The sequence below is a fragment of the Streptosporangium sandarakinum genome, assembly GCF_050942225.1.
Taxonomy (GTDB): domain Bacteria; phylum Actinomycetota; class Actinomycetes; order Streptosporangiales; family Streptosporangiaceae; genus Streptosporangium; species Streptosporangium nondiastaticum.
The window spans coordinates 7893778-7917275 of sequence record NZ_CP192034.1 but is presented as its reverse complement, the minus strand read 5'-3'; the positions used below and the strand labels follow the sequence as shown (position 1 = coordinate 7917275).

The 23498-nt window shown below is 71.1% G+C and carries 22 protein-coding genes; 3 read left to right on the top strand and 19 right to left on the bottom strand.

The genetic code is table 11. The features are described from left to right. Positions 1 to 114: 114 nt before the first annotated feature. The gene (locus tag ACQP10_RS36340) at positions 115 to 630 is read right to left on the bottom strand and encodes a MarR family winged helix-turn-helix transcriptional regulator (RefSeq protein ID WP_346018505.1); all 516 of its coding nucleotides are present in this window, start codon (positions 628 to 630) and stop codon (positions 115 to 117) included. 371 nt (positions 631 to 1001) lie between these two features. Here ACQP10_RS36340 and ACQP10_RS36335 point away from each other — a divergent pair, with 371 nt between their 5' ends. Genes ACQP10_RS36335 through ACQP10_RS36325 form a run of 3 tightly spaced genes read left to right on the top strand, consistent with a single transcriptional unit; the run spans position 1002 to position 6152 of the window. After that, positions 1002 to 2168: a DUF559 domain-containing protein gene (locus tag ACQP10_RS36335; protein WP_433540537.1), complete on the top strand. Its 1167-nt coding sequence runs from the start codon at positions 1002 to 1004 to the stop codon at positions 2166 to 2168. A gap of 34 nt (positions 2169 to 2202) precedes the next feature. Beyond that, entirely contained in the window at positions 2203 to 2859 is a 657-nt protein-coding gene (locus tag ACQP10_RS36330; RefSeq protein WP_346018507.1) for a hypothetical protein, read from the top strand. Continuing rightward, positions 2856 to 6152, top strand: a complete 3297-nt coding sequence (locus ACQP10_RS36325) for an ATP-binding protein (protein ID WP_433540536.1) — start codon at positions 2856 to 2858, stop codon at positions 6150 to 6152. Before ACQP10_RS36330 ends, ACQP10_RS36325 begins: the two co-directional genes overlap by 4 nt. A gap of 73 nt (positions 6153 to 6225) precedes the next feature. On the opposite strand, the gene ACQP10_RS36320 is transcribed toward ACQP10_RS36325, so the two are convergent. From ACQP10_RS36320 to ACQP10_RS36235, 18 genes are all read right to left on the bottom strand, one after another. Continuing rightward, positions 6226 to 6432 (bottom strand): hypothetical protein, encoded by a 207-nt coding sequence (locus ACQP10_RS36320; protein WP_346018509.1) that lies wholly within the window; start codon positions 6430 to 6432, stop codon positions 6226 to 6228. Positions 6433 to 6497: 65 nt separating this feature from the next. Then, entirely contained in the window at positions 6498 to 8357 is a 1860-nt protein-coding gene (locus tag ACQP10_RS36315) for a CDGSH iron-sulfur domain-containing protein (protein ID WP_433540535.1), read from the bottom strand. Positions 8358 to 8402: 45 nt separating this feature from the next. Next, the gene (locus tag ACQP10_RS36310) at positions 8403 to 9821 is read right to left on the bottom strand and encodes an IS701 family transposase (protein WP_346018511.1); all 1419 of its coding nucleotides are present in this window, start codon (positions 9819 to 9821) and stop codon (positions 8403 to 8405) included. A gap of 310 nt (positions 9822 to 10131) precedes the next feature. After that, positions 10132 to 10863, bottom strand: a complete 732-nt coding sequence (locus ACQP10_RS36305) for a MinD/ParA family ATP-binding protein (protein ID WP_390003734.1) — start codon at positions 10861 to 10863, stop codon at positions 10132 to 10134. 5 nt (positions 10864 to 10868) lie between these two features. Then, positions 10869 to 12104, bottom strand: coding sequence for a PP2C family protein-serine/threonine phosphatase (locus ACQP10_RS36300; RefSeq protein WP_346018513.1), 1236 nt, complete (start codon positions 12102 to 12104; stop codon positions 10869 to 10871). Continuing rightward, on the bottom strand, positions 12092 to 12532 hold the full coding sequence (locus tag ACQP10_RS36295) for an ATP-binding protein (RefSeq protein ID WP_179822190.1): 441 nt from the start codon (positions 12530 to 12532) through the stop codon (positions 12092 to 12094). Before ACQP10_RS36295 ends, ACQP10_RS36300 begins: the two co-directional genes overlap by 13 nt. A 26-nt stretch (positions 12533 to 12558) precedes the next feature. Then, positions 12559 to 12876 (bottom strand): STAS domain-containing protein, encoded by a 318-nt coding sequence (locus ACQP10_RS36290; protein ID WP_179822192.1) that lies wholly within the window; start codon positions 12874 to 12876, stop codon positions 12559 to 12561. A 26-nt stretch (positions 12877 to 12902) separates the two neighbouring features. Then, positions 12903 to 14996: a glycogen debranching protein gene (locus ACQP10_RS36285; protein ID WP_346018514.1), complete on the bottom strand. Its 2094-nt coding sequence runs from the start codon at positions 14994 to 14996 to the stop codon at positions 12903 to 12905. Further along, the gene (locus tag ACQP10_RS36280) at positions 14993 to 15349 is read right to left on the bottom strand and encodes an STAS domain-containing protein (RefSeq protein ID WP_189251154.1); all 357 of its coding nucleotides are present in this window, start codon (positions 15347 to 15349) and stop codon (positions 14993 to 14995) included. Before ACQP10_RS36280 ends, ACQP10_RS36285 begins: the two co-directional genes overlap by 4 nt. A 14-nt stretch (positions 15350 to 15363) precedes the next feature. Continuing rightward, complete coding sequence (locus ACQP10_RS36275) at positions 15364 to 17193, bottom strand: AGE family epimerase/isomerase (protein ID WP_346018516.1); 1830 nt, start codon at positions 17191 to 17193, stop codon at positions 15364 to 15366. Next, positions 17183 to 17599 carry a VOC family protein gene (locus ACQP10_RS36270; RefSeq protein ID WP_179822202.1) on the bottom strand — a complete coding sequence of 139 codons (417 nt, stop codon included), beginning with the start codon at positions 17597 to 17599 and terminating at the stop codon, positions 17183 to 17185. The genes ACQP10_RS36275 and ACQP10_RS36270 overlap by 11 nt, the downstream gene beginning before the upstream one ends. After that, the gene (locus ACQP10_RS36265; protein ID WP_218911759.1) at positions 17596 to 18189 is read right to left on the bottom strand and encodes a DJ-1/PfpI family protein; all 594 of its coding nucleotides are present in this window, start codon (positions 18187 to 18189) and stop codon (positions 17596 to 17598) included. Before ACQP10_RS36265 ends, ACQP10_RS36270 begins: the two co-directional genes overlap by 4 nt. Next, complete coding sequence (locus ACQP10_RS36260; RefSeq protein ID WP_346018517.1) at positions 18182 to 19780, bottom strand: GMC family oxidoreductase; 1599 nt, start codon at positions 19778 to 19780, stop codon at positions 18182 to 18184. The genes ACQP10_RS36265 and ACQP10_RS36260 overlap by 8 nt, the downstream gene beginning before the upstream one ends. After that, entirely contained in the window at positions 19777 to 20157 is a 381-nt protein-coding gene (locus ACQP10_RS36255; protein ID WP_346018518.1) for a nuclear transport factor 2 family protein, read from the bottom strand. The genes ACQP10_RS36260 and ACQP10_RS36255 overlap by 4 nt, the downstream gene beginning before the upstream one ends. After that, the gene (locus ACQP10_RS36250; RefSeq protein WP_218911760.1) at positions 20154 to 20597 is read right to left on the bottom strand and encodes a nuclear transport factor 2 family protein; all 444 of its coding nucleotides are present in this window, start codon (positions 20595 to 20597) and stop codon (positions 20154 to 20156) included. Before ACQP10_RS36250 ends, ACQP10_RS36255 begins: the two co-directional genes overlap by 4 nt. A 4-nt stretch (positions 20598 to 20601) precedes the next feature. Next, on the bottom strand, positions 20602 to 22230 hold the full coding sequence (locus ACQP10_RS36245; RefSeq protein WP_433540534.1) for a thiamine pyrophosphate-binding protein: 1629 nt from the start codon (positions 22228 to 22230) through the stop codon (positions 20602 to 20604). Between the two features lie 3 nt (positions 22231 to 22233). After that, positions 22234 to 23058 (bottom strand): type 1 glutamine amidotransferase domain-containing protein, encoded by an 825-nt coding sequence (locus ACQP10_RS36240; protein ID WP_433540533.1) that lies wholly within the window; start codon positions 23056 to 23058, stop codon positions 22234 to 22236. Positions 23059 to 23156: 98 nt separating this feature from the next. Beyond that, positions 23157 to 23495, bottom strand: a complete 339-nt coding sequence (locus ACQP10_RS36235; RefSeq protein WP_346018520.1) for a nuclear transport factor 2 family protein — start codon at positions 23493 to 23495, stop codon at positions 23157 to 23159. Positions 23496 to 23498: the final 3 nt, after the last annotated feature.

Here is a 23498-nt window from a genome sequence, read left to right as displayed (position 1 = left end):
GCCGGCGTCCGGTCGAGCCGATGCTCACAAGGGCCGCGTCGCCGGACCGGCGCCCACGCGGTCACACCGGCGCTGACGGCGCCGACGGTGCCGGCGGTGCCGGCGGCCCCGCGGTCATGACGGCGTGCGGGCCGCCAGCATGGCGCGCAGGATCCGGTCGAGCTCGGCGGCGTCCTCCGGCGGCAGGCCGGCCGCCAGCCGGGCGAGGCCGGTCGCGTGGTCGGTGACCGCGGCGTCGATGACCTCGCGGCCCGCGTCGGTCAGGGCGACGCGGAAGCTGCGACGGTCAGCGGGGTCCAGGCTCCGCCTGACCAGCCCCGCGGCCTCCAGCCGGTCGAGCCGGTTGGTCATGCCTGCGCGCGACGTCATCAGCACCGCGGACAGCTCCGAGGGGATCAGCGTGTACGGCGGGCCGGAACGGCGCAGCGCGGCCAGCACGTCGAACTCGCCCTGCCGCAGGCCGTGCCGCGCGAACACCTCCTCGACCGCCGCCTCCAGGAGCCGCGTCAGCCGGGAGAGACGGCCGAAGACCCCCATGGCCGACAGGTCGAGGTCGGGCCGTTCCCGGCGCCACTCCTCGATGACCAGGTCGATCGCGTCCGGAGCTCGTTCCGCCGTCTCACCGCTCATGGGGCCACTTTATTCGGCGCGAGATAGTCAGACCGCGTACCGTCCGTCGCCGGGCACGGCCCGCGGCGGTGACCCTGACACGAGCCCGGCTCTTCGCGGTGAGCAGTGGTGAGCAGTGCTGGGCGGTGCGGCCGGCTTCCGGACAACGTGAGCCGGCCGCGAGGCGCGGAGAGCCGGTCACCGGGTCGCAGAAGTGGAACCGGTGGAATTTCCACGACAATTCACTGAAAACGCATGCGTAACCTTGTTCGCTCCCCTAACCTCTGCAAGGTCGAAGCGTTCATATGTCAAAGGAAAACGGCGTGGCGCAGTCGTGGACCGAAGTGCCGATGCGACATGTCGTCCGGGTGCGCCGAGCGGATTCCGCGCCCGTGGAGGTGCCGGCGGACGCGCTTCCCGAAGGTCTTCCCGCCGTTCTCACCTGTTCCGCCGACCGGGAACGGATCGCCCGTTCCCCAGGAGGGGAACAGGCCGCCTGTTCGGCCGGCCGGGAACGGGCCGGTCGTTCCGTCGGCGGGGCACGGACCACGGGTGAGGTCGTCGGTGCCGTCCTCGACGAGTTGGAGCGGGCCGTCGTCGCCCTCTTCCCGGCGTGGCCGCCCGGCGCCGAGGGCATCGGCGGGGCGGGAGGCGCCGCGGTGCTGGCCGTACGGGAGCTCGCCGGGCGGATGGCGTCCGGCAGGCGCGGTCTCGCCCCCTTCCTGGCCGACCTCGCCGCGCGCTCACTGACGGATGGAACGTTCCGAAACCCTCCGCGGACGCCCCCCGAAGTGCGCGCCGCCGGTCTGGCCCTGGCGTACGCCGCGAGCTTCGGGCGTCCACGCACGGCGATCCTCGTCCGGGTCCCCGAGGGGCTGTCCTCCGCCGGGGAGGAGAGGTTGCTGGGAGCCGGGGAATGGCTCATCCACCACGGTGACCTGGGGTTCTGGCTCACCGGAGCGGGCCCCACGGCCCCGGGCCGGATTCCGGTGGTGACCGTGGAGCCGGGGCCGCCCCCATCGCGGAGGACACCACCCGCACGGCCCGCGCCGGCCGCGCCACCCGCGCGCCCCGTGCCGTCTCCGGGCCCCGGACGGTTCCGCGGTCCGGGCCCCGTACGGCCCGCGCCTCCTCCGGGCCCCGGACGGTTCCGCGACCCGGAGGAGACGCCCGTACGGCCCGCGCGACCGGCCGGGTCCCCCGCCGAAGGGCGCCCGCACCCGGGCAGCCCGGTGGAGTCCGCGCTGGAGCGGGCGCTCGGCTCCTGCGCCTGGGCCACGGGACGGGCCTGGAACCAGACGTACCAGCCGAGCCCGCTGACCGGCCCCATCCGGGTGGACCTGCTGTGGCGGGCGGAGCGCTGCGTCGTCGAACTCGACGGCCCGGAGCACCGCAGTCCGGAGAACCGCGTCAGGGACCGGGCGCGGGACGCGCGGCTCCGCGGCGACGGCTACGCGGTCCTGCGATTCGACAACGACCGCGTCATGAACGACCTGCCCTCCGTACTCCGCGAATTGAAGAAGTTTCTCCAAGCCCGCCGTGGCCCGTCAGAAGGATGAGGACATGCCCGAAACAGGATTCTCGCTTCCGGAAATGTCGGTTCTGGTGGTGCTGATGGCCGAGACGGATGGAATTTCCAATCCCGAACTCAAGGAACGTTACGGCCTCAAACTCGACGGCCGATCACGCGAGAAGCTGAACGGCCTCAAGCTCGTCGAGAGCCGCAAGGAAGGTCGCGCCTTCGTCCACACCCTGACCGACGCCGGCTGGGCCCGGATGGCGGAGATGATCGAGGCGGGCATCCCGCTGCCCAGCGGCTCGGCCGCGGCGATGTGCCGCGCCCTGCTGACCGGGCTGAGCCGGTTCCTGTCGCGGACCGGGCAGCGGCCGGCCGATTTCTTCCACCCCGGAAGCGACGCCGTCCCCGACACGGCTCCAGGCGCTGTGGGGGAGACGGCGGTGTCCGCCGGACCGCCCGCCGCGGAGGCGGATGTCACCGAACGCATCCGCGCCGCCTACGCCGAACTCGCCCCCGAGGCCGGCGCCTGGGTCGGCCTGGCGCGGCTGCGCCCGCTGCTCGGCGGGTTCACCCAGGCCGAGGTGGACCGCGCGCTCAAGGGGATGATCCACCTGCCGGAGGTGAGCATCGTGCCGGAGCACAACCAGAAGGTACTCACCCCCGAAGCCAGAAAAGCAGCGGTGAGCGTCGGTGGAGAGGACAAGCACCTCATCTCGATCGAGGCGCGATGAGCAGCCGGGAACTGGAGGTCCTCCAGACGCTCAGATTCAACTGGGCAGAAGGGCCGGAGGACGTGTGGAGCCCATCGGCTTTCCACGTGGAGGGCCTGAACCCGGCGGTGGAGCGCGCAATCGCCAGTGGGCTCGATGACGTGGTCGGCGGCGGCGCCGTCAACCCGATCGGGTTGGTCCTGCGCGGACAGCGAGGTACGGGCAAGACCCATCTGCTCGGCTGGGTCCGTGAGCGGATCCAGCGGGAGGGCGGTTATTTCTTCCTGGTCGGCCTGCTGGACGCGCGGACCTTCTGGGAGAACACCCTGATCTCCATGCTGGATGGGCTCTCCCGGGACGGCAGCGAGGGCGAGAGCCAGCTCAAGATCCTGCTGCGGAGACTGTCCGAGCTGACCGGTGTACCGCGCTGGGTGCAACGAGAGGTGATCGGAAATCGTGCCGTGACGCGCGATGGACTCGACGCCTTCTCCGACGCGCTGCGCCGGTTCAACCCGCACGTCGGGAAGGACGCCAAGGACACTCTGCGTGCTCTCGTTCTACGCGCGAACACCGACTACCGCGTGCAGGACATCGGCGATGGATTCCTGCTCGCGCTCCCAGAGGAAGAACCAGGCGGACGTGCGGCCTGGGGCATTCGGCACCTTCCGAAGACGCCGCAGGAGATCGTCCGGGATCTTTCCCGTCTCCTCGCGCTGACCGGGCCGTCCATCATCGCTGTCGACCAGATCGACGTCCTCGTCGCGCAGTCCCCGGTCACCGGTGAAAGTGCGGCGGTGCACGACTGGCGTGAGCTGATCGTGATCGATCAGGTGGCGGGTGGGTTGATGGCGCTACGCGAGATCACCCGCAGGACCTTGACCATCGTTTCCTGTCTGGACCAGACCTGGGTTCTCGTCGAGAAGTACGCTACCGGCACCGCTCGTGACAGGTTCCGCGTAATGCCCAGTCTCAAGCCGCTGCCGGATGCCGATACCGCTCGTGCCTTGGTCGAGAAGCGGTTCGCCACCAGGTTCGTCGAGTCCGGTTTCACCCCGCCTTATCCGACGTGGCCTATACGGACGGCTGCGTTCGGAGCGGCTGGTGAGTACACCCCGAGGCGACTCCTGATCAAGATTGATGAGCATGTCACAGCTTGCCTGGACGATGGGGAAGCACGTGAACTGGAATCCTTCGACCGGACAGCGGATCCGCATCCGGCTCGTGTCCGCACCCCCTCTCGATTTACCGACATCGATACCCGGTTCGCCGAGCTCCGGCAGAAGGCCCATGTGACGGACGCCCTGGACGCCGACATCGAGGACGCGGTGATGCCCGCGCTGCTGGCGGCGGGGCTGTCGGCGTGGATCGACGGGCTCGGTGACGCCGGGCGCCGGTTCAGCGTCGATCCGCCGCCCAGCAAGAGGCCGCCGCTGCACGCCCGTCTCCGGCTCACCCTGGACGAGGAGACCGAGGACGAGGCGCACTGGGCGTTCCGCGCCATCGCCGCTCCCCACCCGGTGGCAGCGCTGAGCCGGCTGCGCGCCGCAGCGGTGATGGCCGGGCTGACCGCGGAGGTCCCCCGGAGGCGGCTGTTCGTGCTGCGCGGGATCCCCTGGTCGAAGGGGCCCCGTACGGTCGCCGCCCTCGCCGAGTTCGAGCGGGCGGGCGGCAGGGTGCTGGACGTGGACGACGAGGACCTCAGGATCCTGGCCGCGCTGCGGGAGCTGTACGCGGAGAACCCGCCGGACCTGCGGGCCTGGCTCGCCGCGCGGCGACCGGCGCAGGAGGTCAGGCTGCTGGCCGAGACCCTGGGCGACGCCGGGACGGCGCACCCCGGGCGGGTGGCCTCCGAGCCGGTGATCACCGGTTCCGCGGCCCCGGCATCCGTGGTCTCCGAACCGGTGACCACCGGTTCCGTGGTCCCGGTACCCGTGACCGTCGGGGTCAGTGGGGCCGCCGGGGCCATGGCCGCCACATCCGTGCTCACCGAGACCCCGCTCACCGCCCCCGCGGCCGACGGACCCGTGACCGGACATGTGGCCAACGGGATCGGGGGCGGGCGCGTGGCCACCGGGATAGGGGACGGCGCGCCGTACATCCCGCTCGGTGTCACCGTCCTCGGCGGGCGGCCCGTCGGGATCGAACTGGAGGCGCTCAGGAAGCACGCGGTGATCTTCGCGGGCTCCGGCTCGGGCAAGACCGTCCTCATCCGCCGCCTGGTCGAGGAGTGCGCGCTCCAGGGCGTCTCGGCGATCGTGCTCGACCCGAACAACGACCTGGCGCGGCTCGGGGACGGCTGGCCGGAGCCGCCGGAACGGTGGGGCCCCGGGGACGCGGAGAAGGCGGCGGCTTACCTGGCCGCCACCGACGTCGTCGTCTGGACGCCGGGCCGCGTCGCCGGACGGCCGCTCAGCTTCCAGCCCCTCCCCGACCTGGCGGGCGTCGCCGGGGACGCCGACGAGTTCGCCGCCGCGGTGGACGCGGCCGTCTCCTCCCTCGTGCCGCGCGCCAAGCTCGATTCCAAGGCGAAAGGGGCACTGATCGGGCAGGCCGTCCTCCGGGAGGCCGTCGCGCACTACGGGCGCGCGGGCGGACAGGGTCTGCCGGGCCTCATCGAGCTGCTGGCCGACCTGCCCGACGGGGTGAGCGGGCTCGGCGACGCCGGGCGCGTCGCCGCCGGGCTGGCCCAGACGCTGAAGGCCGCGATGGTCAACGACCCGCTGTTCGCCGGTACCGGGACCCCGGCCGACCCCGGTGTCCTGCTCACCCCGCCGCCGGGCAGGCGGGCGCGCGTGTCGGTGATCAGCTTCGTCGGCCTGCAGTCGGACGAGCAGCGGCAGGGGTTCGTCAACCAGCTGCAGATGGCGTTGTTCGCCTGGATCAGGAAACACCCGGCCGGTGACCGTCCGCTGGGCGGGCTGTTCGTGATGGACGAGGCCCAGACCTTCGCGCCGTCGGGCGCGATGACCCCCTGCACGCGGAGCACGCTGGTACTGGCCGCCCAGGCGCGCAAGTACGGGCTCGGGCTGGTGTTCGCCACCCAGGCGCCCAAGGGGCTGCACAACCAGATCCCGGGGAACGCGGCGACCCAGTTGTTCGGCCTGCTCAACGCCCCCGCCCAGATCGAGGCGGCCAAGGAGATGGCGCGGGCCAAGGGGGGGCAGGTCACCGACGTCTCCCGCCTGACGGCGGGGCAGTTCTACCTGGCTCCTGAGGGGAGCGCGTTCACCAGGACGCGGGTCCCGATGTGCCTGACCCACCACCCCAGGGCCCCCCTCACGGCGGAGGAGGTCATCGCCAGGGCGAGCGGCTGAGAGCCGGTCCCTCGTCGAGGACGTGCGGGCCCGTCACCCGGACCACCGGTCCGGGAGCCGCGGGCGGGCCGGCTCACTCGAAGTCGTCGGGGTTGAGCTCCTTCAGCCGCATGAAGTCGGCTTCGTTCATCTCCGTGTCACCGGCGGATCCGGTGCCGGACGCGGTCTCCGCGGCCCGGCCCCCGGTCCGCCGCTCCTCCGCCTGCTCGCCTTCCTCCCGGGCGGCGTCCAGCAGGTGTTCGGTGTCGGTCTTCGGCTGGTTCTCGTCTGGAGTGCTCATGGCCTGGCCATACCCACGGCGTCCGGGGGGAACCGGGGCGACCTGGGGGTCGCGGGGACGGCGTCCTACTCGGCCATGCCGGTCTCGGTCCACCGCTCGAAGGCGGTGATCCACTCCGCCGGCCACGCCCCGTCACACGGCATGCTCCCACTGCGCAGCCGCTTCAGGATCTCCTCCGCGTGCGTCCGCACGTCCTCGCAGGACCACAGGTCGAACGCGAACCGCATGGCGTTGCGGTCCTGCGGCCGGAACAGGGATCTGATGTGGGCGTCGTAGGAGACGGCCTCGCCGTCGGCGGGCAGCGTCACCGGCTCCTTCTCCTCCGGTACGGCGAGGGCAGAGGGTCGGGCTCCCGGGGTGGCGTCGCACACCCACCACCAGCGGGGCACCGGCATGTGCGCGGGCGGCTGGGCGTCGTGCTGGGAGTTCTCCAGCGCGATCCGCGACCCCCACTCCAGGTAGGCGACGAAGGCGGCGCGGAATTCGGCGTCCTGCGGCACCCCGGCCTGGTCCGCTGCCCGGCACATGAGCGCCACCCAGCGCGCCCGCTGCTCCTCGGTGAGGCACCTCCCCACGTGCTGGGAGATCATCCGCTCGTACCCGCCGTATCCCTCGCTGTAGGCGTGCGGGCCGCCGAAGACCTCGCCGAGCCATTTCGCGACCCTGATCGGGTGGTCGGGCGACATGCTCGCGAACAACGGGCCGATCAGCGGGTCCTCGGGGACGAGCTTGCCGTAGAACAGCCGGGTCATCCGGGCGAGCGCGGGCAGCCCCCCGGTCCACTCGAACAGCGTCACCTCGCCGTCGGGGTCCGGCACCGGGTCCTTGAACGAGGTGTTCCAGTGCATGCCGCTGCAGAACGGCTTGTTGAGGGAGTGCCCGCACCGGCACAGGCTGTAGTGCTCCGGCGAGGCGCCCCGGTTGCGCGGTACGGCGGCGCCGCCCTCGCCGGTCAGGCGGATGCCCCCGGTGACGCGGTACGGGCCGTCCTTGGACACCTCGACGGCCGGTTCCCTGACCGGGTCGGCCACCTCGCGCGCCTCCCGGCCGTCGATCGCGAGGCCCAGCGCGCCCGACGGGCAGGCGCGCACCGCCGCGATGATCTCGTCCACCCGTCCGCCGCTGGGTGCGACGAAGGGTTCCCGGCCGAGCCGGAACACCGAGGCGAGCCGGTCGGTGCAGAAGCCCGAGTGGGCGCAGAGCCCCCGGTTGTCCAGCACGGTCACGCCGACACCGGGGTAGGAGTCCTCCTGGTCGGGTACCCGCTTGGGGTCCTTGGCGCCGGAGAAGCCGACCCGGGAGTGGCTCCCGTCGCACAGGGGCTTGGTCTCCGACGCGCCGCACCGGCACAGGGCGACCTGGGGGCACGTGGCGATCCTCTCCCCCAGCCAGGAGTAGAGGGTGACGTTGGCCGCGAGGTAGGGGCCGTCCTCCGCGACCTCGATCCCGCTCTCGACCCCGGCCATCAGGCGGCGCAGCTCCGCCAGACGCTCGGCCCCGTCCCCGTCCCCGTCCTCGCCCCCGGCCGCCGGGAGGGAGAGCGCCTGGAGCGCGGCGGTCGCCTCCTGCAGCCCGGCGCTCGCCGTACCGGCGGCCCGTGCCCGCTCGGCCGTCGCCGCCACGGTGAGGGCCCACAGCCGCTCCGCGGGCGTGCCGCCGGCGCCCTCGCCCGCGCCGCCGTCGCCGCCCACACCGCCGCCCGCGTACACGCCGCCGCCCGCGCCATCACCGTCCGCGCCGCCGTCCACACCGCCGTCCCCGCCCGGCCCGCCGTCCCCGGCGGCGGCCCTCCGCAACGGGGCGATCACACTGTCGCGCAGCCGCCGCGCGACGTCCTCGCCGAGATCCGGCCCCTCCCCGCTGCGGATGTCGTGTTCGAGGCGCGACGCCTCCCGCAGCAGTGCGCTCAGCCTGTCGTCCGTCATCACGTGACCTCGATCCTCAAGTCAGGTCTCCTGTCAGGAGATGAGTCAGGTCTCCTGCCAAGGAGATTTCGCGTTCCGCGTCGTGGTGGCGCTCCCGGCGCGGGGGGTCTCGCCCAGCAGCGTGTGCAGGCGGTTGAGGACGATGAAGGCGTGCGCGGCCGACACGAGGGTGACGTGCCGGTGCCAGCCGCCGAACGACCTGCCCTCGAAGTCGTACAGGCCGACGAGCCTGCTGATGCGCTCCTGGTCCCGGTAGACCTGGCGGCCCAGGTTGGCGCAGGCCAGGAGGGACGGCACCGACATGCGGGTGAGGTTGGACACCCAGAAGCTGGGCCTGCCCTGGACCGAGTCGCGCCACTCCGCGATGAGGACGAACGCCCGCCGTCCCGGCGGCAGGTCGGTGCTGACCGGCGTGAAAGGGGAGGGGGAGGGGTCCGGCTCCGTGTCGGCGCCGGGCACGTCGACGTGCATCGCGGCGGCCAGGATCCCCTGGTGGGCGCTCTGCTCGGTGTCCTGCCACTGAACCACCCTGCGTTGTTCCTTGAGGTACCTGGCCAGGGACTCGGCCGACTGTCCCGTCTCCTCGTGCCGCCGGCCGTCGCCCCATCCCGTCCGGGTGAACCGGGTCGCGCGGTTCACCCGGACGATGAACGGGATGCGCAGCCGGTGCAGTTCGGCGATCGCCTCCGCGGCGTCGGCCTCGCGGGCGTCCAGGACGACGGGCCGTACCGGCAGTCCCCAGTCATTGATGATCGTGACAAGCGCGTCGAGGCCGATTCCCCATGGTGAACCGCTCTTGACATCGGACGGAATGGCGGCCGAACGGCGTCGGAACGTGTCGTCGGTCCAGCTCGGCGGCAGGACGAGATGCCAGTCCATCGGGCAGCTCATCCCGGGCTGTGCCAGCCATATGCCGAGCGCCCGCTGACAGTTGACAGACCTTCCTAAATGGGAGACAAATTGCGTGTCAACTCCGACGGTATTGCTGCCCGCCTTGGGAATGACAAGCGGTGAGATGACCCACGAGGTGACCTTGAGATTTCCGCAGATAATCCTGGCCAGTCGCCGGCGGACTTCCATCCATTGCCAGGTGGAGTTGCTGACGAACTGCTGGAGGTTCTGCTGGGAGGCGGGCTGGCGGCAGGTCGCGGCTATGCTGCGCATTGATTTCCGCCCGTCGGAGACGAGAAGTCCCCGAATATACATCCACCCCCACCTGCGCTGATCTCGTCGGCTCAGCGATCCCAGAAGTTCTCTACAGAACTCCTCCAAGATCTCCTCCCTGACAAGGGCGGCGATATGGGAAGATGATCCAAGCCGGCTTTGCCCCTGTTTTGCTGACGGCACCCGTGACCCCTTTCGTGCCCTTTGGTGCGTCTTGCCGATGCCGGATCGGCCACAGATCAAAGTACATCTGTGATCTGTCCGTGTCGAGAAGCGCGAAAAACTTTCCAAATCGATCATCGATCGTCACTGTGGCCCGGGGTGCGGCGACGTTCTGTTGTTTTGGGTCCTCGTCCGAACGGGAAACCGGCCCGGCCTTATTCTTCGGGAAATGCGGAACGGAACCGGATTACCGACCGTGACGCGGACGGTGACAACCGGTTGAATCAACGATGTGAATCATTTTCCGAAGGACCGTGAAGCGGAAGGCCCGCGGCGGCCCGCCCGGCGCCGCGCACCCGGCTCCCCCTCACCCGGGCTCCCGCCCGGTGTCCGCCCGTCCCCGCTCCCGCCCGGTGTCCGCCCGTCCCCGCTCCCGCCCGGTGCCCGCTCACCCGGGCGCCGGGCCCGGGAACGGCTGCCCGGTCAGCGCCCGCGCGACCGCCCGGATCCGGGAGGACAGCCCGTGCTCGGGGTGCGCGGTGACGAACGCCTCCCCGGCGCCGGCGAGCGCGAACTCCGGGGAGTACGGCAGGACCGCCATGGGAACGTCCCCGTGGACCGACCGGGCCTGGCGCAGGACGTCCGGCTCGGCCAGCGACGCGGGCACCATGTTGACCACCAGGAACGAGGGCGAGAGCCGCAGGGGCGGCCTGCCGCGGATCCGGTCCACGTGCAGGCTGACGTCGGCGATGCCGGCGCAGACCACCGCCTCCGTGGTGAGCCCGGCGGGGGTGTCCAGCAGGAGCAGGTCGAGGTCGAGCGCGTCGACCAGCCGCCGGCACCCCTCGACGAGCAGGCCCGGGTCGTAGCCCCCGACCAGCGCGCCAGCCGCGTCCTCGTGGCCGCGGATCGCGGCCACCGCGAACAGCGCCCCCTCGCCGCCGGCCGCCCACGGCGGGAGGTGGTGGACCGCGCGCGCGATGTCGCAGTCGCCGCACAGGTAGTCCGCGAGCGACCAGGTCGCCGGCACGGCGAGCGCGTCGGCCAGACCGGGCGACTGCATGGCGGTGTCCACGATGGCCACCCGCAGGCCGCTCCGCGCCGCCGCGACCCCGACGTTCACCGCCAGCGTGGTCTTCCCCGTCCCCCCGTACGAGGAGGAGACGCTCACGATCCGCATCCCCGTCACCGGCGCCTCCGCAGCGCCAGCATGGTGATGTCGTCCGACTGCGGCGCCCGGCCGGTGTGCGCCTGGACCTCCGAGAGGGTCCTGCCGACCATGTCGCCCGCCCCGGCGCCGGACATGCCGCTCAGCAGCCGAACCAGGCGGGGCAGGCCGAACAGCTCCCTTTCCGCGTTCCTCGCCTCGGTGACGCCGTCGGTGTAGAGGAAGAGCGTGTCGGACGGCCCGAGGGTGACGCTGGCGATGGTGAAGACGGCGTCGGGCCAGAGCCCGACGGCCGGCCCCGTCGTCCGGAGCAGCCGGTGCCCCCCGGAGGCGCGCAGCAGCACCGGCGGGTTGTGCCCGGCGTTGATGTAGAGGAGCCGGCCGGAGTCCGGGTCGGTCACGCAGAAGAACAGCGTGACGAAATACGCCTGCTGGAGGTGGTTGGCGGTGAGGTAGCGGTTGGCGCCGTGCACGGTGGACAGCAGCGGCAGGGCGCCGATGCTCGGCGAGCTGAGGAAGACCTGCTGGGTCGGCAGCAGGAACGGCGCCAGGGCCCCGCCCGCCCACAGGTTCTGCGCCGAGAACCGCAGCAGGGTGCGCACCAGCGCCATGAACAGGGCGGCCCCGATGCCCTTGTCGCAGACGTCGGCGACGAGGAACGCCGCCCGCCGCCCGCCGGCCATGAAGAACCCGTCGTAGAAGTCGCCGGAGACCTCCCGGGCGGGCTCGAACCCCGTCGCCACCTCCCAGCCGTCGGGGCAGGGCAGCTCCGGCGGCAGGAACCCCTGCTGGATCTGCCTGCCGATCTTCAGGTCGCGGTCGTGCTGGAGGAGGCTGAGGGAGGGGTAGGGGTCGAGTTCGGCGGCGGTGCGGGCCAGCCGCCTGCGCTGGTGCCCCCGTTCGAGCCGGTTGCGGACCAGCGTCGGGGTGAACGGCGGGACGAGGAAGTCCATCTCGTGGTCGAGGTGCGCGTCCAGCGGGATGTGGTCGGGCCCGCAGAACAGCAGCACCCCCGGAGGCGTGCGCAGATGCTGCCACTTCTGGCCGAACAGCGCCACCTCCTTCGCGGTCAGCGAGGCGTGCAGCAGCAGGAGGTCCGGTTCGAGGGCGTCGTGCGCCCCCGCGAGGACCTCCGGACCGGAGGAGAGCACCGGCCGGTTGCCGCACTCCGCCAGCGCCCTGGTCAGCTCGTGCGTCTCGGCGGCGGCGTTCTCCTCCGGTCCTTCCACGACCAGGAGCGTCAGCTCATCCATGGCGGCCGGCGGTCGTCATGGGCGACCAGGTCGCGGCCGGAGCGGCGGACGACGACGATCGTCCGGTTCAGCCCTCCGACGCGCTCGTAGATGAGCCGGTCGGCGCTCATCCTGGCGAGGCTCAAACCGAACCCTCCCACCGGCAGGTCGTCGGGGTCGACGACGGGGATCGGACGGTGTCCGGACGTCGGGTCGAACTCCGTCCCGAAGTCGACGATGAGGAACAGCACCCAGCCGTCGCTGACCGAGGAGTGCAGTTCGATCTCGCCCGCCGAGGCGGGCGGATAGCCGTGCGTGATGACGTTGGTGATCAGTTCGTCGACGGCGAGCCGCAACCGGTAGGCGTCCTTGTCGCCCAGGCCGGCGACGGCCACGGCGCCGCCGATGAACTCCGCGACCGCCACCAGCGAGGCGACGGTCGCGGGCACCCGTAAGGTCTCCATGCGGGTGCGCGTCAGGCGGAGAACGACTCACGGATCGTGATCGCGTGCTGCAACCCCGTCATACGGATGGTCTCGGCGACGTTCTCGTTGGCGCCCTCGACGACCACCTCCATGTCGTCGCCCATCTTCTGCCGCGCGAAGACGAGCCCCCGCACCCCCGCGGAGGAGATGTAGGAGAGGCCGTGCATCGCCAGGCACAGCTTCTTGGGCGAGCGGGTGGCCACCTGCTGGAGGATCTCGTGGAAGCTCGGCGCGGACAGCGCGTCGAGGTCGCCGCTCATCTGGATGGTGACGGTGTCTCCACTGGTGATCAGATCTGCCTGGAACATGTCGTATCCCCTGTCATCCGGGTTGATCACACGGTCTGCGCGCAGAGCACGACCGTCGAGCGGGGGCCGACGCGCAGGACGTGCTGGTCGTCCAGGGCCGGTTCCTCTCCCAGCGGGAAGCTGCAGTCGGCCGCCCCGGTGTCGGCGGCCAGGCGCCACAGCGCGCCGTCCGGCAGCAGGGGCAGCTCGACGTCGTGCTCTTCCCAGTGCGTGTTCGCCACGACGTACACGCAGTCGACGGCGTCGCCCATCGGGGCGCAGCGCATGACGGCCATCAGCCGGCTGCCGTCCGACCAGTCGGGTGCGTAGGCGGTCACCCCGTGCCAGCTGATCTCCGCCAGACCGGGCCGTACCTCGCGTCCCGTCGGGTGCTCGGCCGTACGGACGGCCGGGTGGGCGGCGCGGAACCTGACGAGGTCGCCGGTGAACCTGACCAGCTCGTCGGTGAGCGGGTTGGGCGTCCAGTCGACCCAGCTCAGGTCACTGTCGTGGCAGTAGGCGTTGTTGTTGCCCCACTGCGTGCGGCCCCGCTCGTCACCGGCGAGGATCATGGGGACGCCCTGACTGGTCAGCAGCAGCGCGAGGAAGTTCTTGACCTGGCGGCGGCGCAGGTCGTTGATCTCCTTGTCGTCGGTCTCACCCTCGGCGCCGCAGTTCCAGCTGTTGTTGTCGTTCGCGCCGTCCCGGTTCTCCTCGCCGTTGGCCTCGTTGTGCTTGTCGTTGTAGGAGACCAGGTCGTAGAGGGTGAAGCCGTCGTGCGCGGTGACGAAGTTGATCGACGCGGCCGTCGCCCGCCCGGCGTAGAGGTCGGGGGAGCCGACGTAGCGGGTGGCCATCTCCCCCACCATCCCGGTGTCGCCCTTGACGAACCGGCGGATGGTGTCGCGGTAGCGGCCGTTCCACTCCGACCAGCGGTGGTAGTTGGGGAAGGACCCCACCTCGTACAGGCCCGCCGCGTCCCACGCCTCGGCGATGAGGACGCAGCCGCGCAGCACCGGGTCGAAGGCCAGCTCCTGCAGGATCGGCGGGTTGGGCAGCGGCGTGCCGTCCACGTCCCTGGACAGGATGGCCGCGAGGTCGAAGCGGAAGCCGTCGATGCGGTACTCGACGGCCCAGTAGCGCAGGCAGTCGAGGACGAACTTGCGGACCACCGGGTGGTTGCAGTTCATCGTGTTGCCGGTGCCGCTGAAGTTGTAGTAGTAGCCCTCGGGGGTCATCATGTACCAGACGTCGTTGTCCAGTCCCTTGAACGAGATCGTCGGGCCCTCGTGGTTGCCCTCGGCGGTGTGGTTGAAGACCACGTCGAGGATCACCTCGATGCCGTGGCTGTGGCACTCGCGGACCAGCGCCTTCAGCTCGTCGCCGGCCATGCCGTACTTGCCGCTGGCGGCGTAGCCGGACTTCGGGGCGTAGAAGGAGACGGTGGAGTAGCCCCAGAAGTTGTACAGCCGCTCGCCGGTGTCGGCGTTGACCCGGCTGTTCTCGAACTCGTCGAACTCGAAGATCGGCATGAGCTCGATGGCGTTGATGCCGAGCGACTTCAGGTAGGGGAGCTTCTCGCGCAGCCCCGCGTACGTCCCCGGCGCGGTCACCGCGGAGCTGGGGTGCCGGGTGAACCCGCGGACGTGCGCCTCGTAGATGACGAGCTCCTCGCGGGGGATGCGCGGCGCGGTGTCGTCGCCCCAGTCGAAGTCGTGGAACATCAGCCGCGACCTGTGCTGGTAGGGCTCGGACCAGTCGGGCTCCCGGCCCCAGACCTCCCGGCCCGCCACGAGCTTGGCGTAGGGGTCGGACAGGACCCCGCCCGGCTCGCCGGCCGGCCCCTCGCAGCGGTAGCCGTACTCCAGGTCGTCCAGGCCGTCCAGCTCGTAGACGACGATCGCCCAGATGTGCCCGGTGCGGAAGGAGTCGGGGATCGGCAGCTCGGCGTACGGCTCGCTGTCGCCGTGGTGGTAGAGCACCAGGCTGACCGCGGTGGCGTTCTCGGAGCAGACGGCGAAGTTCACCCCGCCGTGCAGGAAGGTCGCGCCGGGCAGCAGCGGGTTGCCGTGCCGTACGGGGAACCCGGAGACGCGGTGGGTGGGGTAGGAGTCGATCCGGTCCAGCATCGGACTGGTCATGGTGTCTCCGTCAGCAGTTCGGCCGCCTTGCCGAGGTCCTCGGCGACGGTGAAGAAGTTGAGGAAGCCGACGGCGCTCATGAGCATCCGGAGTTCCTCCGACAGTCCCACCACGGCCATCTGGCCGCTGGCGCACTGCGCCTGCCGGTAGGACAGCAGCATGACCCTCAGGCCGGCGCTGGACATGTAGCGCAGGTTCGACAGGTCGAGCGCCAGCAGCCGGTGCTCGGCCAGCGCCCTGCCGACATGTTCCTGGACCACGGGGGCCGTCCTGCTGTCCAGGTCGCCGGTGAGTGCGACCACCGCCAGCTCGCCCTCTTTCGAGACCGTGACGTCGAGTGTTCGCGTGGACATCTCGTCTCTCGTCCTTACTTCTCTGACACGGGGGACAGGGTGACGCGGACCGGGAGCCGGTCCTGCGTGTCGGGGAGGTCCACCTGGAGCTCCTCGGCGTCGAACCGGTGGTACGGGCTCCCGTCGACCTCCACGGACTCGATCCGGATCGAGCCCTGCGGCAGCAGGTCGGGGGCGACGCGCAGCGTGCGGTCGGGGAAGGCGCCCGGCATGGGCTTGAACCACAGGTTGAGCGGTTCCTTCTCGACGAGCAGGTTCGTGTAGACGGTGGCCAGGTAGCACAGCTCGGAGGAGTGGTACATGCTCATCGAGTGGCTGCCCTTGAAGCGCTCGGTGCCGAGGAGGTAGGGCATGCCGTCGGCGAGCACGTTGAAGTAGACGGCTCCCTCGTCGTGGTCGAGGAAGAAGGCGTTGTAGAAGGCGGAGGCGCGCCGGGCCTCCTGGAGGAACTCCCGGTCGCCGGTGACGCCGGCCAGGATGAGGTAGGCGAGGATCGCCTGCTCCTGCTGCCACCAGGCCTTGCGGTCGTGCCAGGCGAACCGGTACCACCGGTCACCGGCGGGCTTGGTCCGTTCCACGACGTCGTACCAGCCGCCGCGCTGCTGGTCGCTGCCGACCTCGGGCATGCGCCGGGCGATCCGCTCGGCCAGCTCCCGGTAGTCCTTCTTGGCGCGCAGGGAGTTCATCCGCATGAGGTTCCATGCGATCTTGAGGTTGTGGCCGACGACCGCGCGGTCCTGCTGCCAGGTGTGGCCGCGGTCGGGGCTCCAGTCCTCGTTGAAACGTTCCTGGACGAACGGGCTGTAGTCGTCCTCGGGGAAGTGCTCGGCGATGGTGTCGAACGTGCGCTCCAGGAAGTCGGCGTACTCCTCGCGGCCCGTCGCGAGGTAGAGGTTGATCAGGTAGGCGGGCGCGTGGTCGCCGACCGAGTTCCAGTTCTTCCTGGCGTCGTTGGGCGCGATGGAGGGGTGCCGCGGGTCCATGAAGATCGGGTCGATGTGGCTGAAGTAGCCGCCGCCCTTGGTGTCGCGGAAGTGGTTCTCGAACAGCCTGATCGTGCCCTCGGCGTCGCGCAGGATCGCCGGGTCCCCGTTGACCCGGTAGGTCTGCGTCGGCCCGGCCAGCGCGTAGATCTGCTCGTACATCGGGATCGCGTCGTAGTCGTCGGAGAACTCGGAGGTGAAGAGCTTCTTCTCCGGCCGGTCCTCCTGCACCTCGATGCCGTGGTACCAGTAGGTGACGTCGTGCATCGGGTCGGCGAACCGCATGTGCTCGCGCAGGTAGTCCACACCGCGCTCGGCGACGTCGAGATACCCGTCCTTCCCGGTGAGCATGTACGCCGAGGCCATGCCGTACACCAGGCGGGAGATGGTGTCGGTCTCCTGCACGTGGCTTGAGGTCTTCCGCCCGTCGAGCCGCAGGACGGTGCGGTAGTCGCGGTAGTCGACGGGGCCGGAGCCGAACTGCGCCCTGCGGTAGAAGGCGGCGATCCGGTCGAGCTGGTGGATCCACCAGTCCGGCTCCTCGAAGCGGTACTCGCCGGGCCGGCGGCCCACGAAGACCAGCCGCTTGGCGTCGAACTCCCAGCCGCGGTCCTGCGGGGCGTGCACGCCGTAGGCGAAGAGGTCCTGACCCGGCCTGATCATGTCGTCGCGGTGGTCGGCGGCGTCGAGGTAGGGGTGTTCGAGGTTGCGCAGCACCTCCGCGGAGGTGGTGTCGTCCACGGTGACGTCGAACTCGCGGCCGTCGGCCGTGGTGAGCCCGAACGTCCCCTTGGCGTCCAGGGGGGTGGTGACCCTGCCCGCGATCAGGTCGCTGAACCGGAAGCCAACATCACTGGCCATCTGCTCCGCCTTCGGAAGTCTGGTCCTTGAAACCTTGGGTTATCTCCACGACCGTGCCGTCGGGGTCCTTCACCCACACCGTGCGCCAGCCCGGGATGAAGTCGTCGAAGCACAGTGGGCCCAGCGACACCTGGGCCTGCGGGCCCATCCCGGCCAGGGCCTCGTCGATGTCGTCGGTCTGCAGGGCGATGTGCCGCAGCGTGCCGGCCGCGGTCGGCCCGTCGCCGCCGGGCGCGCCGTCCCCGGCCTGGAACAACTCCAGGTAGACGTCGCCCTTGCGGAGGAAGAGGATCTTGGAGTCGCCCACGGGGAAGCTCGCCGCGCGGGCGAAGCCGAACCACCGGCAGTAGAACTCGGCGGTCACGTCCACGTCATTGCAGTTCAGCGCGGTGTGCGACCACCTCATGCGGCCCTCTCCCCGTTCCTGCGCGCCGCCAGTTCGCCGAGCAGGGCGCGCGCGAACAGGTGGCAGTGGGCGCCGCTGCGGCCGGTGACGAGGTCACCGTCGACCACGACGTCCTCGTCGCGGTACTCGGCGCCCATGTTCAGCACGTCGCCGACCAGGTTGTTGTGGCAGGTGACGGGGCGTCCGCGGACCGTCTCCGGCGCCTTGGCCAGCAGCCACATGCCGTGGCAGATGACGCCCTTGAGCACCTCGGGCAGGGCGAACGCCCGCCGCATCAGCTCGGTCGCCGGGGAGGGATCGAGCGGCTTCTCGCTGAAGCGGAGCCGGTCGGCCACCATGCCCGACGGCACGACGATCGCGTCGTAGGAGCGCAGCGCGTCGTCGTCCAGCCCCTCCAGCGACCCGTTCACCGTCAGCGGCGCCCGGTACTCGTGGCCGGTGAAGGTGATCTCCGGCTGCCCCCACAGCCGGGTCAGCAGGTCGAGGCGGATGCCCTCCTCGGCGAAGCGGCGCTGGTAGTAGAAGATCTCGGGCTCGTAGTAGTCGCTCTCCATCAGGACCGCGACGCGCGCCCCGCGCAGGTCAGCCACGGGAGCCTCCCAGGACGAAGTCGGCGCACCGTTCGGCGATCATCTGGATCGCGGCGTGGGTGTTGCCCGAGGTCACCGCCGGCATCACGCTCGCGTCGGCGACGCGCAGCCCCTCGACGCCGCGCACCCGCAGCCGGGGGTCCACGACGGCGTCGTCGTCGGTCCCCATGCGGCACGAGCCGACCTGGTGGTGGTAGGTGTCGGCGCGCTCGCGGACGAACGCGGTGAGCGCCTCGCGGCCGGCCGCCGCCGGGCCGGGCAGGAGCTCGTCGCCGAGCACCTCGCCGAAGGCGCGGGTCGCGAAGATCTCCCTGGCCAGCTCGACGCCCTGGACCAGCCGGTCGACGTCGGAACGGTCGCCCAGGTAGTTGGGGTTGACCAGGGGCGGCGCGAACGGGTCGGCGGAGGCCAGCCTGACCCAGCCGCGCGAGGCGGGCCGTACGACGCCCGGCAGGATGCTGACCGCGTTGGGGTGGCTCTGCCCGACGATGATGTCGAAGGGCACGTGGACGAACGCGATCTGCAGGTCGGGGGCGGGCAGGCCGCTCTGCGAGAAGGTGAACAGCGCGGCCTCCGACAGGTTGTTCGCCCCCGGCGGGACCGCCTCCCTCGTCTCCCGGATGACGCCGGTGAGCACGTGGTTGTGGAAGTTCGCCCCGACGCCCGGCAGCGGGTGGCGCACCTCGACGCCGGCCTCGCGCAGGTGGCCGGGGTCGCCGATGCCCGAGAGCATCAGGAGCTTGGGGGACTCGATCGCCCCGGCGCACACGATGACCTCGCGGCGGGCGCGCACCCGCCGCAGGCCGGTGCCGCCGGACTCGTCGAGCGCGCGCCCGGCGAGCCGGCGGCCCTCGCCGCTCTCCGGGACCGGTGCCTCCTGGGCGTACTCCACGCCGGTGCACCTGTCGCCCTCGAAGAGCAGGCGGGTGGCCCGCGCGCGGGGCCGCAGGGTGAGCCGCTCGTCGTTGAGGATCGGCTCGACGAAGCAGTGCATCGCGCTCCGGCGGCGGCCCGCCTCGGCGTTGATGTGGTGCCAGCCCGCGCCGGCCATGGCGGGCCCGTTGAAGTCGGGGATGATCGGGTGGCCCAGCTCGGCGCAGGCGTCGAGGAAGGTCCGGGAGTAGGGGTTGGGGTCGTGCAGGCCGGCGTTGACGACGGTCTGCGGGCCGCCGCTGCCGGTGCCCTCCCAGGTCTTGTCCTCCTGGTCCTCCATGCGCTGGAAGTACGGCAGGACGTCGGCGTACGACCAGCCCGCGGCGCCCTGGTAGGCCCAGTTGTCGAAGTCCGACTGGTGGCCGCGGATGTGCATCATGATGTAGAGGTTGCTGCTGCCGCCGATGACCTTGCCGCGCGGCTCGTGGGTGCTGCGCCCGCCCAGTCCCGGCTGGGGCACGCTGCGGTAGTCCCAGTCGATGTCCGAGCCGAGCAGCGTGAACCACAGCGGCGCGGCGTCCACGCCGGAGGGGATCCAGCTCCCGCCGGCCTCCAGCAGCAGCACCGATCCCTCGCCCGACTCGACCAGGCGGCGGGTCAGCACCGAGCCGGCCGCGCCCGCGCCGACGACGACGTAGTCGAACTCCTCCGTCGTCATCGGCCCTCCATCCCGAGGGGCCCGCGGAAGGGCAGCGTGTCGTGGAAGTTGGCCATGTAGGAGATCCGGCCGTCCTCCAGCCGGAAGTAGTTCATGACCTCGGCCTCGATGGGCTCGCCGCCGGCGGTGACCGCGCTCAGGTGGGACACCACGCCGGCCTGGTCGCCGTCGACGACGACGTGGCGGGGGACGTTCTTGAACGAGCGGTACATCTCGGGGAAGCCGGCGACGGCCTCGCGCAGGGTGTCCTGGCCCTCCAGGCGCCCGGCGAGCTGCTCGTCGACCACGGCCTTGTCGGCGAACAGGTCGCACCAGCTCGACCAGTCGCCGGCGTTGGCGTACTCGTAGTAGAGGTCGATCGTCTCTCGTGTGCTCACAGCTCCGCGCTCCCCGGCATCGGCTCCAGACGGTCCACGACGTACTTCCTGATCCGCGGGTGGTCGGGTCCGTCGGCGACGATCTCCCAGGTCTGGTAGGCGTCGAAGCCGAGCCAGAGGCTGGTGGGCGCCGGCGGGTTCCAGACGCGGGCCTGCCAGTTCACGACGACCTCGATGGTGGCCGCGCCGTCCCGCCACGCGCCGACCTTCACCGAGGTGACCCGGTGCTGCTCGTCGAAGAAGCGGTTGGTGACGGTCTCGTACCACTTGCGGAAGTCGTCGTGCCCGCGGGCGGTGGCCTCGGGGAAGACCATGACGAGGTCCTCGTCGCCGGCCAGGTGGTACCAGAGCCGCTCGATGTCGTCGTGCCGGTCGAGGGCGCGGTACCAGTTGGCCACCCATTCCTCGACCACCCAGTCGGGCGGGGTCATCTGCTTCACGTGCTCAGTCCTTTCCGTTCGGCGGAAGGGGGACGTCCACCGCGACGTCCACCAGGAACGGCTCGTCGTCGGCGAGCATGCGCTTGACGGCGGGGCCCACGTCCTCGGGCTCGGCCACCCGTACGGCCTGCACGCCCATGCCGCGGGCGAGGTCGGTGAACCCCAGGGGCAGGCCGCTCAGGTCGAAGGAGGAGGGGAAGGGGTGCGGCGCGACGCCGCGCTCCCTCCAGTACACGGAGATGTTCTCGTTGAGCAGCTCGTACCTGCCGTTGTTGCAGATCACGAACTTCGCGCCGATCCGCTGGTGCGCCGCGGTCCACAGCGCCTGGATCGTGTACATGCTGCCGCCGTCGCCGGTGAAGCCGATCACCGTCTCGTCCGGCATCGCGAGCTTGACGCCGATGGCGCCGGGGATGCCCACCCCGAGCGAGCCACCCCGGGTGAGGAAGTACCGGCCGGGGCGGCGCGGCGGGAAGTGCCGCACCAGCGCGGGGCTCGACGTGAGCGCCTCGTCGAAGACGACCGCGTCGGGCTGCTGCGCGGCCAGTTCGGCGAGGAACAGCTCGTAGACGCTGTCGCCGGCCGGGGCCGCCTGGGCGCGGGGGCGGGCGGGCGCCGCGGGCGCGCCCCGCCGTTCCAGGTCGGCGGCCAGGGCGGTGAGCGTGGCCCGCGGGTCGGCGACCAGGCCGAGGTCCACGGGGTGGTTCTTGCCGATCTCGTAGGCGTTCAGGTCGACGTGCACGACCCGCGCGCCCGCCGCGAACGGGGAGCGCATCGAGGGGAAGACCTCGGGGAAGACGTAGGTGCCGACGATGAGGACCGCGTCCGCCTCCCGGACGGCCGCCGCGCTCGCCTCGCCGAACATGTGCCCGAGCGCCCCCCGGTGCAGGGGATGGCCGGCGTCGATGTTGACCACGGAGCTGTCGGCCAGCCAGACCTCGGCGCCCAGCAGCTCCGCCACCCGGGTCAGCTCGTACTGGGCGTCGGACTCGGCCACCCCGTCGCCGGCCACGATGATCGGCCGTTCGGCCCCGGCCAGCAGTCCGGCGGCGCGCGCGACCAGCTCGGGCACGGGGACCGTACGGGTGTCGGGGATCACTGTGGGCAGCGCGGGCTCGTCGTTGGGCGCGTCCAGCACGTCGAGGGGCAGGGAGACGAAGACGGGGCCGCACGGGGGAGTGGCCGCGATCTTGATCGCCCGGCGGAGGACCCGCAGCACCGACCCCGGGTCGACGACGCGGGTGGCGAACTTGGTCACCGGCCGCGCCATGCCCACCAGGTCCGCGGCCATCTGGGCGTCGAAGGCGTCGTAGCGCACGCCCGCCTCACCGGCGATCACGATGAGCGGGGCGTGGCCGCGCATCGCCTGGTACATCATGCCGATGCCGTTGCCGAGGCCGACGCCCGAGTGCAGCTGCACCAGGGTGGGCCTGCGGGTCGCGCGGGCGTAGCCGTCCGCGAGGCCGACGACGGGGGCCTCGGCCAGGCCGAGGACGTAGCGGAAGTCTCCGGCGGAGCTCAGCGCGTCCAGGAGACCCTGCTCGACGGTGCCGGGATTGCCGAAGATCGTGGTCATCCCGTCGGCGCGGAGCTGCTCCAGGAGCGCTGAGGTGCCGGTGCGCGTGGCGGCCACGGGTTACCAGCCGTAGCGCCGCAGGCCGTGCTCCAGGACCGCCACCATCTTCTCGCCGGTGGTGACGGAGTCCGGGGTGGAGCGGCCGGTGACGAACGGATAGTCCACGATCACCGAGACGGGGTGGCCGACGTTGCCGTGGTAGCGGCCCTCGGGGCCGGTGGCGTCGCGCAGGATGTACTCCAGCGGGTACGGCGGCGGCCCCATGTTGAAGTCGACGCCGATGAAGCCGGTGCCGTCCTTGTAGTCGTACTCCTTGCAGTGCCCGGTGACGTGCTTGCCCCAGATGATGCTCTTGCGGTTGTCCCAGTCGCGGGCGAAGGCGAGGCAGGCGACGCCGTAGCACTCGGCGCCGACGGGCTTGCCGGCCTCCAGGAAGGCCAGGATCAGGGCGTGCACCCGCTCGTTGTTGGCGAGGTCCACGATCGGGCCGCTGCCGCCGACGATGAGGATGGCGTCGTAGTCGGCGACGGTCGCCCGCAGCTCGGTGAGGGCGCGGTGGTAGGCCTCCAGCTCGCGCAGGTAGCCGGGCGAGCTGAGGTAGGGGCGCTCGGGCACCCAGGAGGAGATGTCGACCGGCTTGGCCAGGCGGTCGGACTCGTCCACCTCGCGGACGCGGCGGGCCATGTCCTCGCTGGTGACCGACCGGCCGAGCGGCGGGTCGAGGAAGCCGGGGTCCATGCTGGGCGGCAGCGCCCTGGGCCGCCCGCCGGTGGGCGTCGCCATCACGGTCTCGTACCCGTGGTCGTCGAAAACGCCGAGCGGTCCGACGAGTTCCTCGCCCCAGTAGCCGTACTCGGAAAGGATGATCAGGATCTTCTTGGTCACGGTGGACTCCGCGTGTCGGTGGACTTCCGGGCAGGGCTCACCAGGCGGGGCCGGTGGTACGGTCCCGCCCGGAGAGCGGAGTGGGGGTGCCTGCTGCTCTAGTCCTCGGAGACGAGGACGGCGGTCTGCCGCCAGATCAGGCCGTCCTTGAGCACCCAGGTGCCCACGTCCTTGTGGGCCTGGTCGCCGATCCTGATCGTCGCGTAGTAGAGGATGATGTCCTCGGTGCCGTCGGCGGTCATGATGTCCTCGATCTGCGGGTTCATCTTCAGGTATTCGGCGAAGAAGTCCCTGATCTCCTCGCGGCCCCGGGCGACGGCGCCGGGCCGCATCACCACGGCGTCCTCGTGGTAATTGTTCATCATCGCGTCGAGGTCGTGCGCCTTGAGCTGTCCGATCTGCTTGTCGAGCAGCGCCGGAAGTTGCGTAGCAGACATTTC

What these genes read in the sequence shown, in the direction of transcription:
- ACQP10_RS36260 (WP_346018517.1), bottom strand. Translation starts at nt 19,780, where the DNA reads ATGACGACGGAGGAGTTCGACTACGTCGTCGTCGGCGCGGGCGCGGCC.
- ACQP10_RS36270 (WP_179822202.1), bottom strand. Translation starts at nt 17,599, where the DNA reads ATGAGGTGGTCGCACACCGCGCTGAACTGCAATGACGTGGACGTGACC.
- ACQP10_RS36235 (WP_346018520.1), bottom strand. Translation starts at nt 23,495, where the DNA reads ATGTCTGCTACGCAACTTCCGGCGCTGCTCGACAAGCAGATCGGACAG.
- ACQP10_RS36290 (WP_179822192.1), bottom strand. Translation starts at nt 12,876, where the DNA reads ATGTTCCAGGCAGATCTGATCACCAGTGGAGACACCGTCACCATCCAG.
- ACQP10_RS36310 (WP_346018511.1), bottom strand. Translation starts at nt 9,821, where the DNA reads ATGATCGATTTGGAAAGTTTTTCGCGCTTCTCGACACGGACAGATCAC.
- ACQP10_RS36315 (WP_433540535.1), bottom strand. Translation starts at nt 8,357, where the DNA reads ATGACGGACGACAGGCTGAGCGCACTGCTGCGGGAGGCGTCGCGCCTC.
- ACQP10_RS36330 (WP_346018507.1), top strand. Translation starts at nt 2,203, where the DNA reads ATGTCGGTTCTGGTGGTGCTGATGGCCGAGACGGATGGAATTTCCAAT.
- ACQP10_RS36285 (WP_346018514.1), bottom strand. Translation starts at nt 14,996, where the DNA reads ATGACCAGTCCGATGCTGGACCGGATCGACTCCTACCCCACCCACCGC.
- ACQP10_RS36325 (WP_433540536.1), top strand. Translation starts at nt 2,856, where the DNA reads ATGAGCAGCCGGGAACTGGAGGTCCTCCAGACGCTCAGATTCAACTGG.
- ACQP10_RS36320 (WP_346018509.1), bottom strand. Translation starts at nt 6,432, where the DNA reads ATGAGCACTCCAGACGAGAACCAGCCGAAGACCGACACCGAACACCTG.
- ACQP10_RS36300 (WP_346018513.1), bottom strand. Translation starts at nt 12,104, where the DNA reads ATGGATGAGCTGACGCTCCTGGTCGTGGAAGGACCGGAGGAGAACGCC.
- ACQP10_RS36305 (WP_390003734.1), bottom strand. Translation starts at nt 10,863, where the DNA reads ATGCGGATCGTGAGCGTCTCCTCCTCGTACGGGGGGACGGGGAAGACC.
- ACQP10_RS36340 (WP_346018505.1), bottom strand. Translation starts at nt 630, where the DNA reads ATGAGCGGTGAGACGGCGGAACGAGCTCCGGACGCGATCGACCTGGTC.
- ACQP10_RS36275 (WP_346018516.1), bottom strand. Translation starts at nt 17,193, where the DNA reads ATGGCCAGTGATGTTGGCTTCCGGTTCAGCGACCTGATCGCGGGCAGG.
- ACQP10_RS36280 (WP_189251154.1), bottom strand. Translation starts at nt 15,349, where the DNA reads ATGTCCACGCGAACACTCGACGTCACGGTCTCGAAAGAGGGCGAGCTG.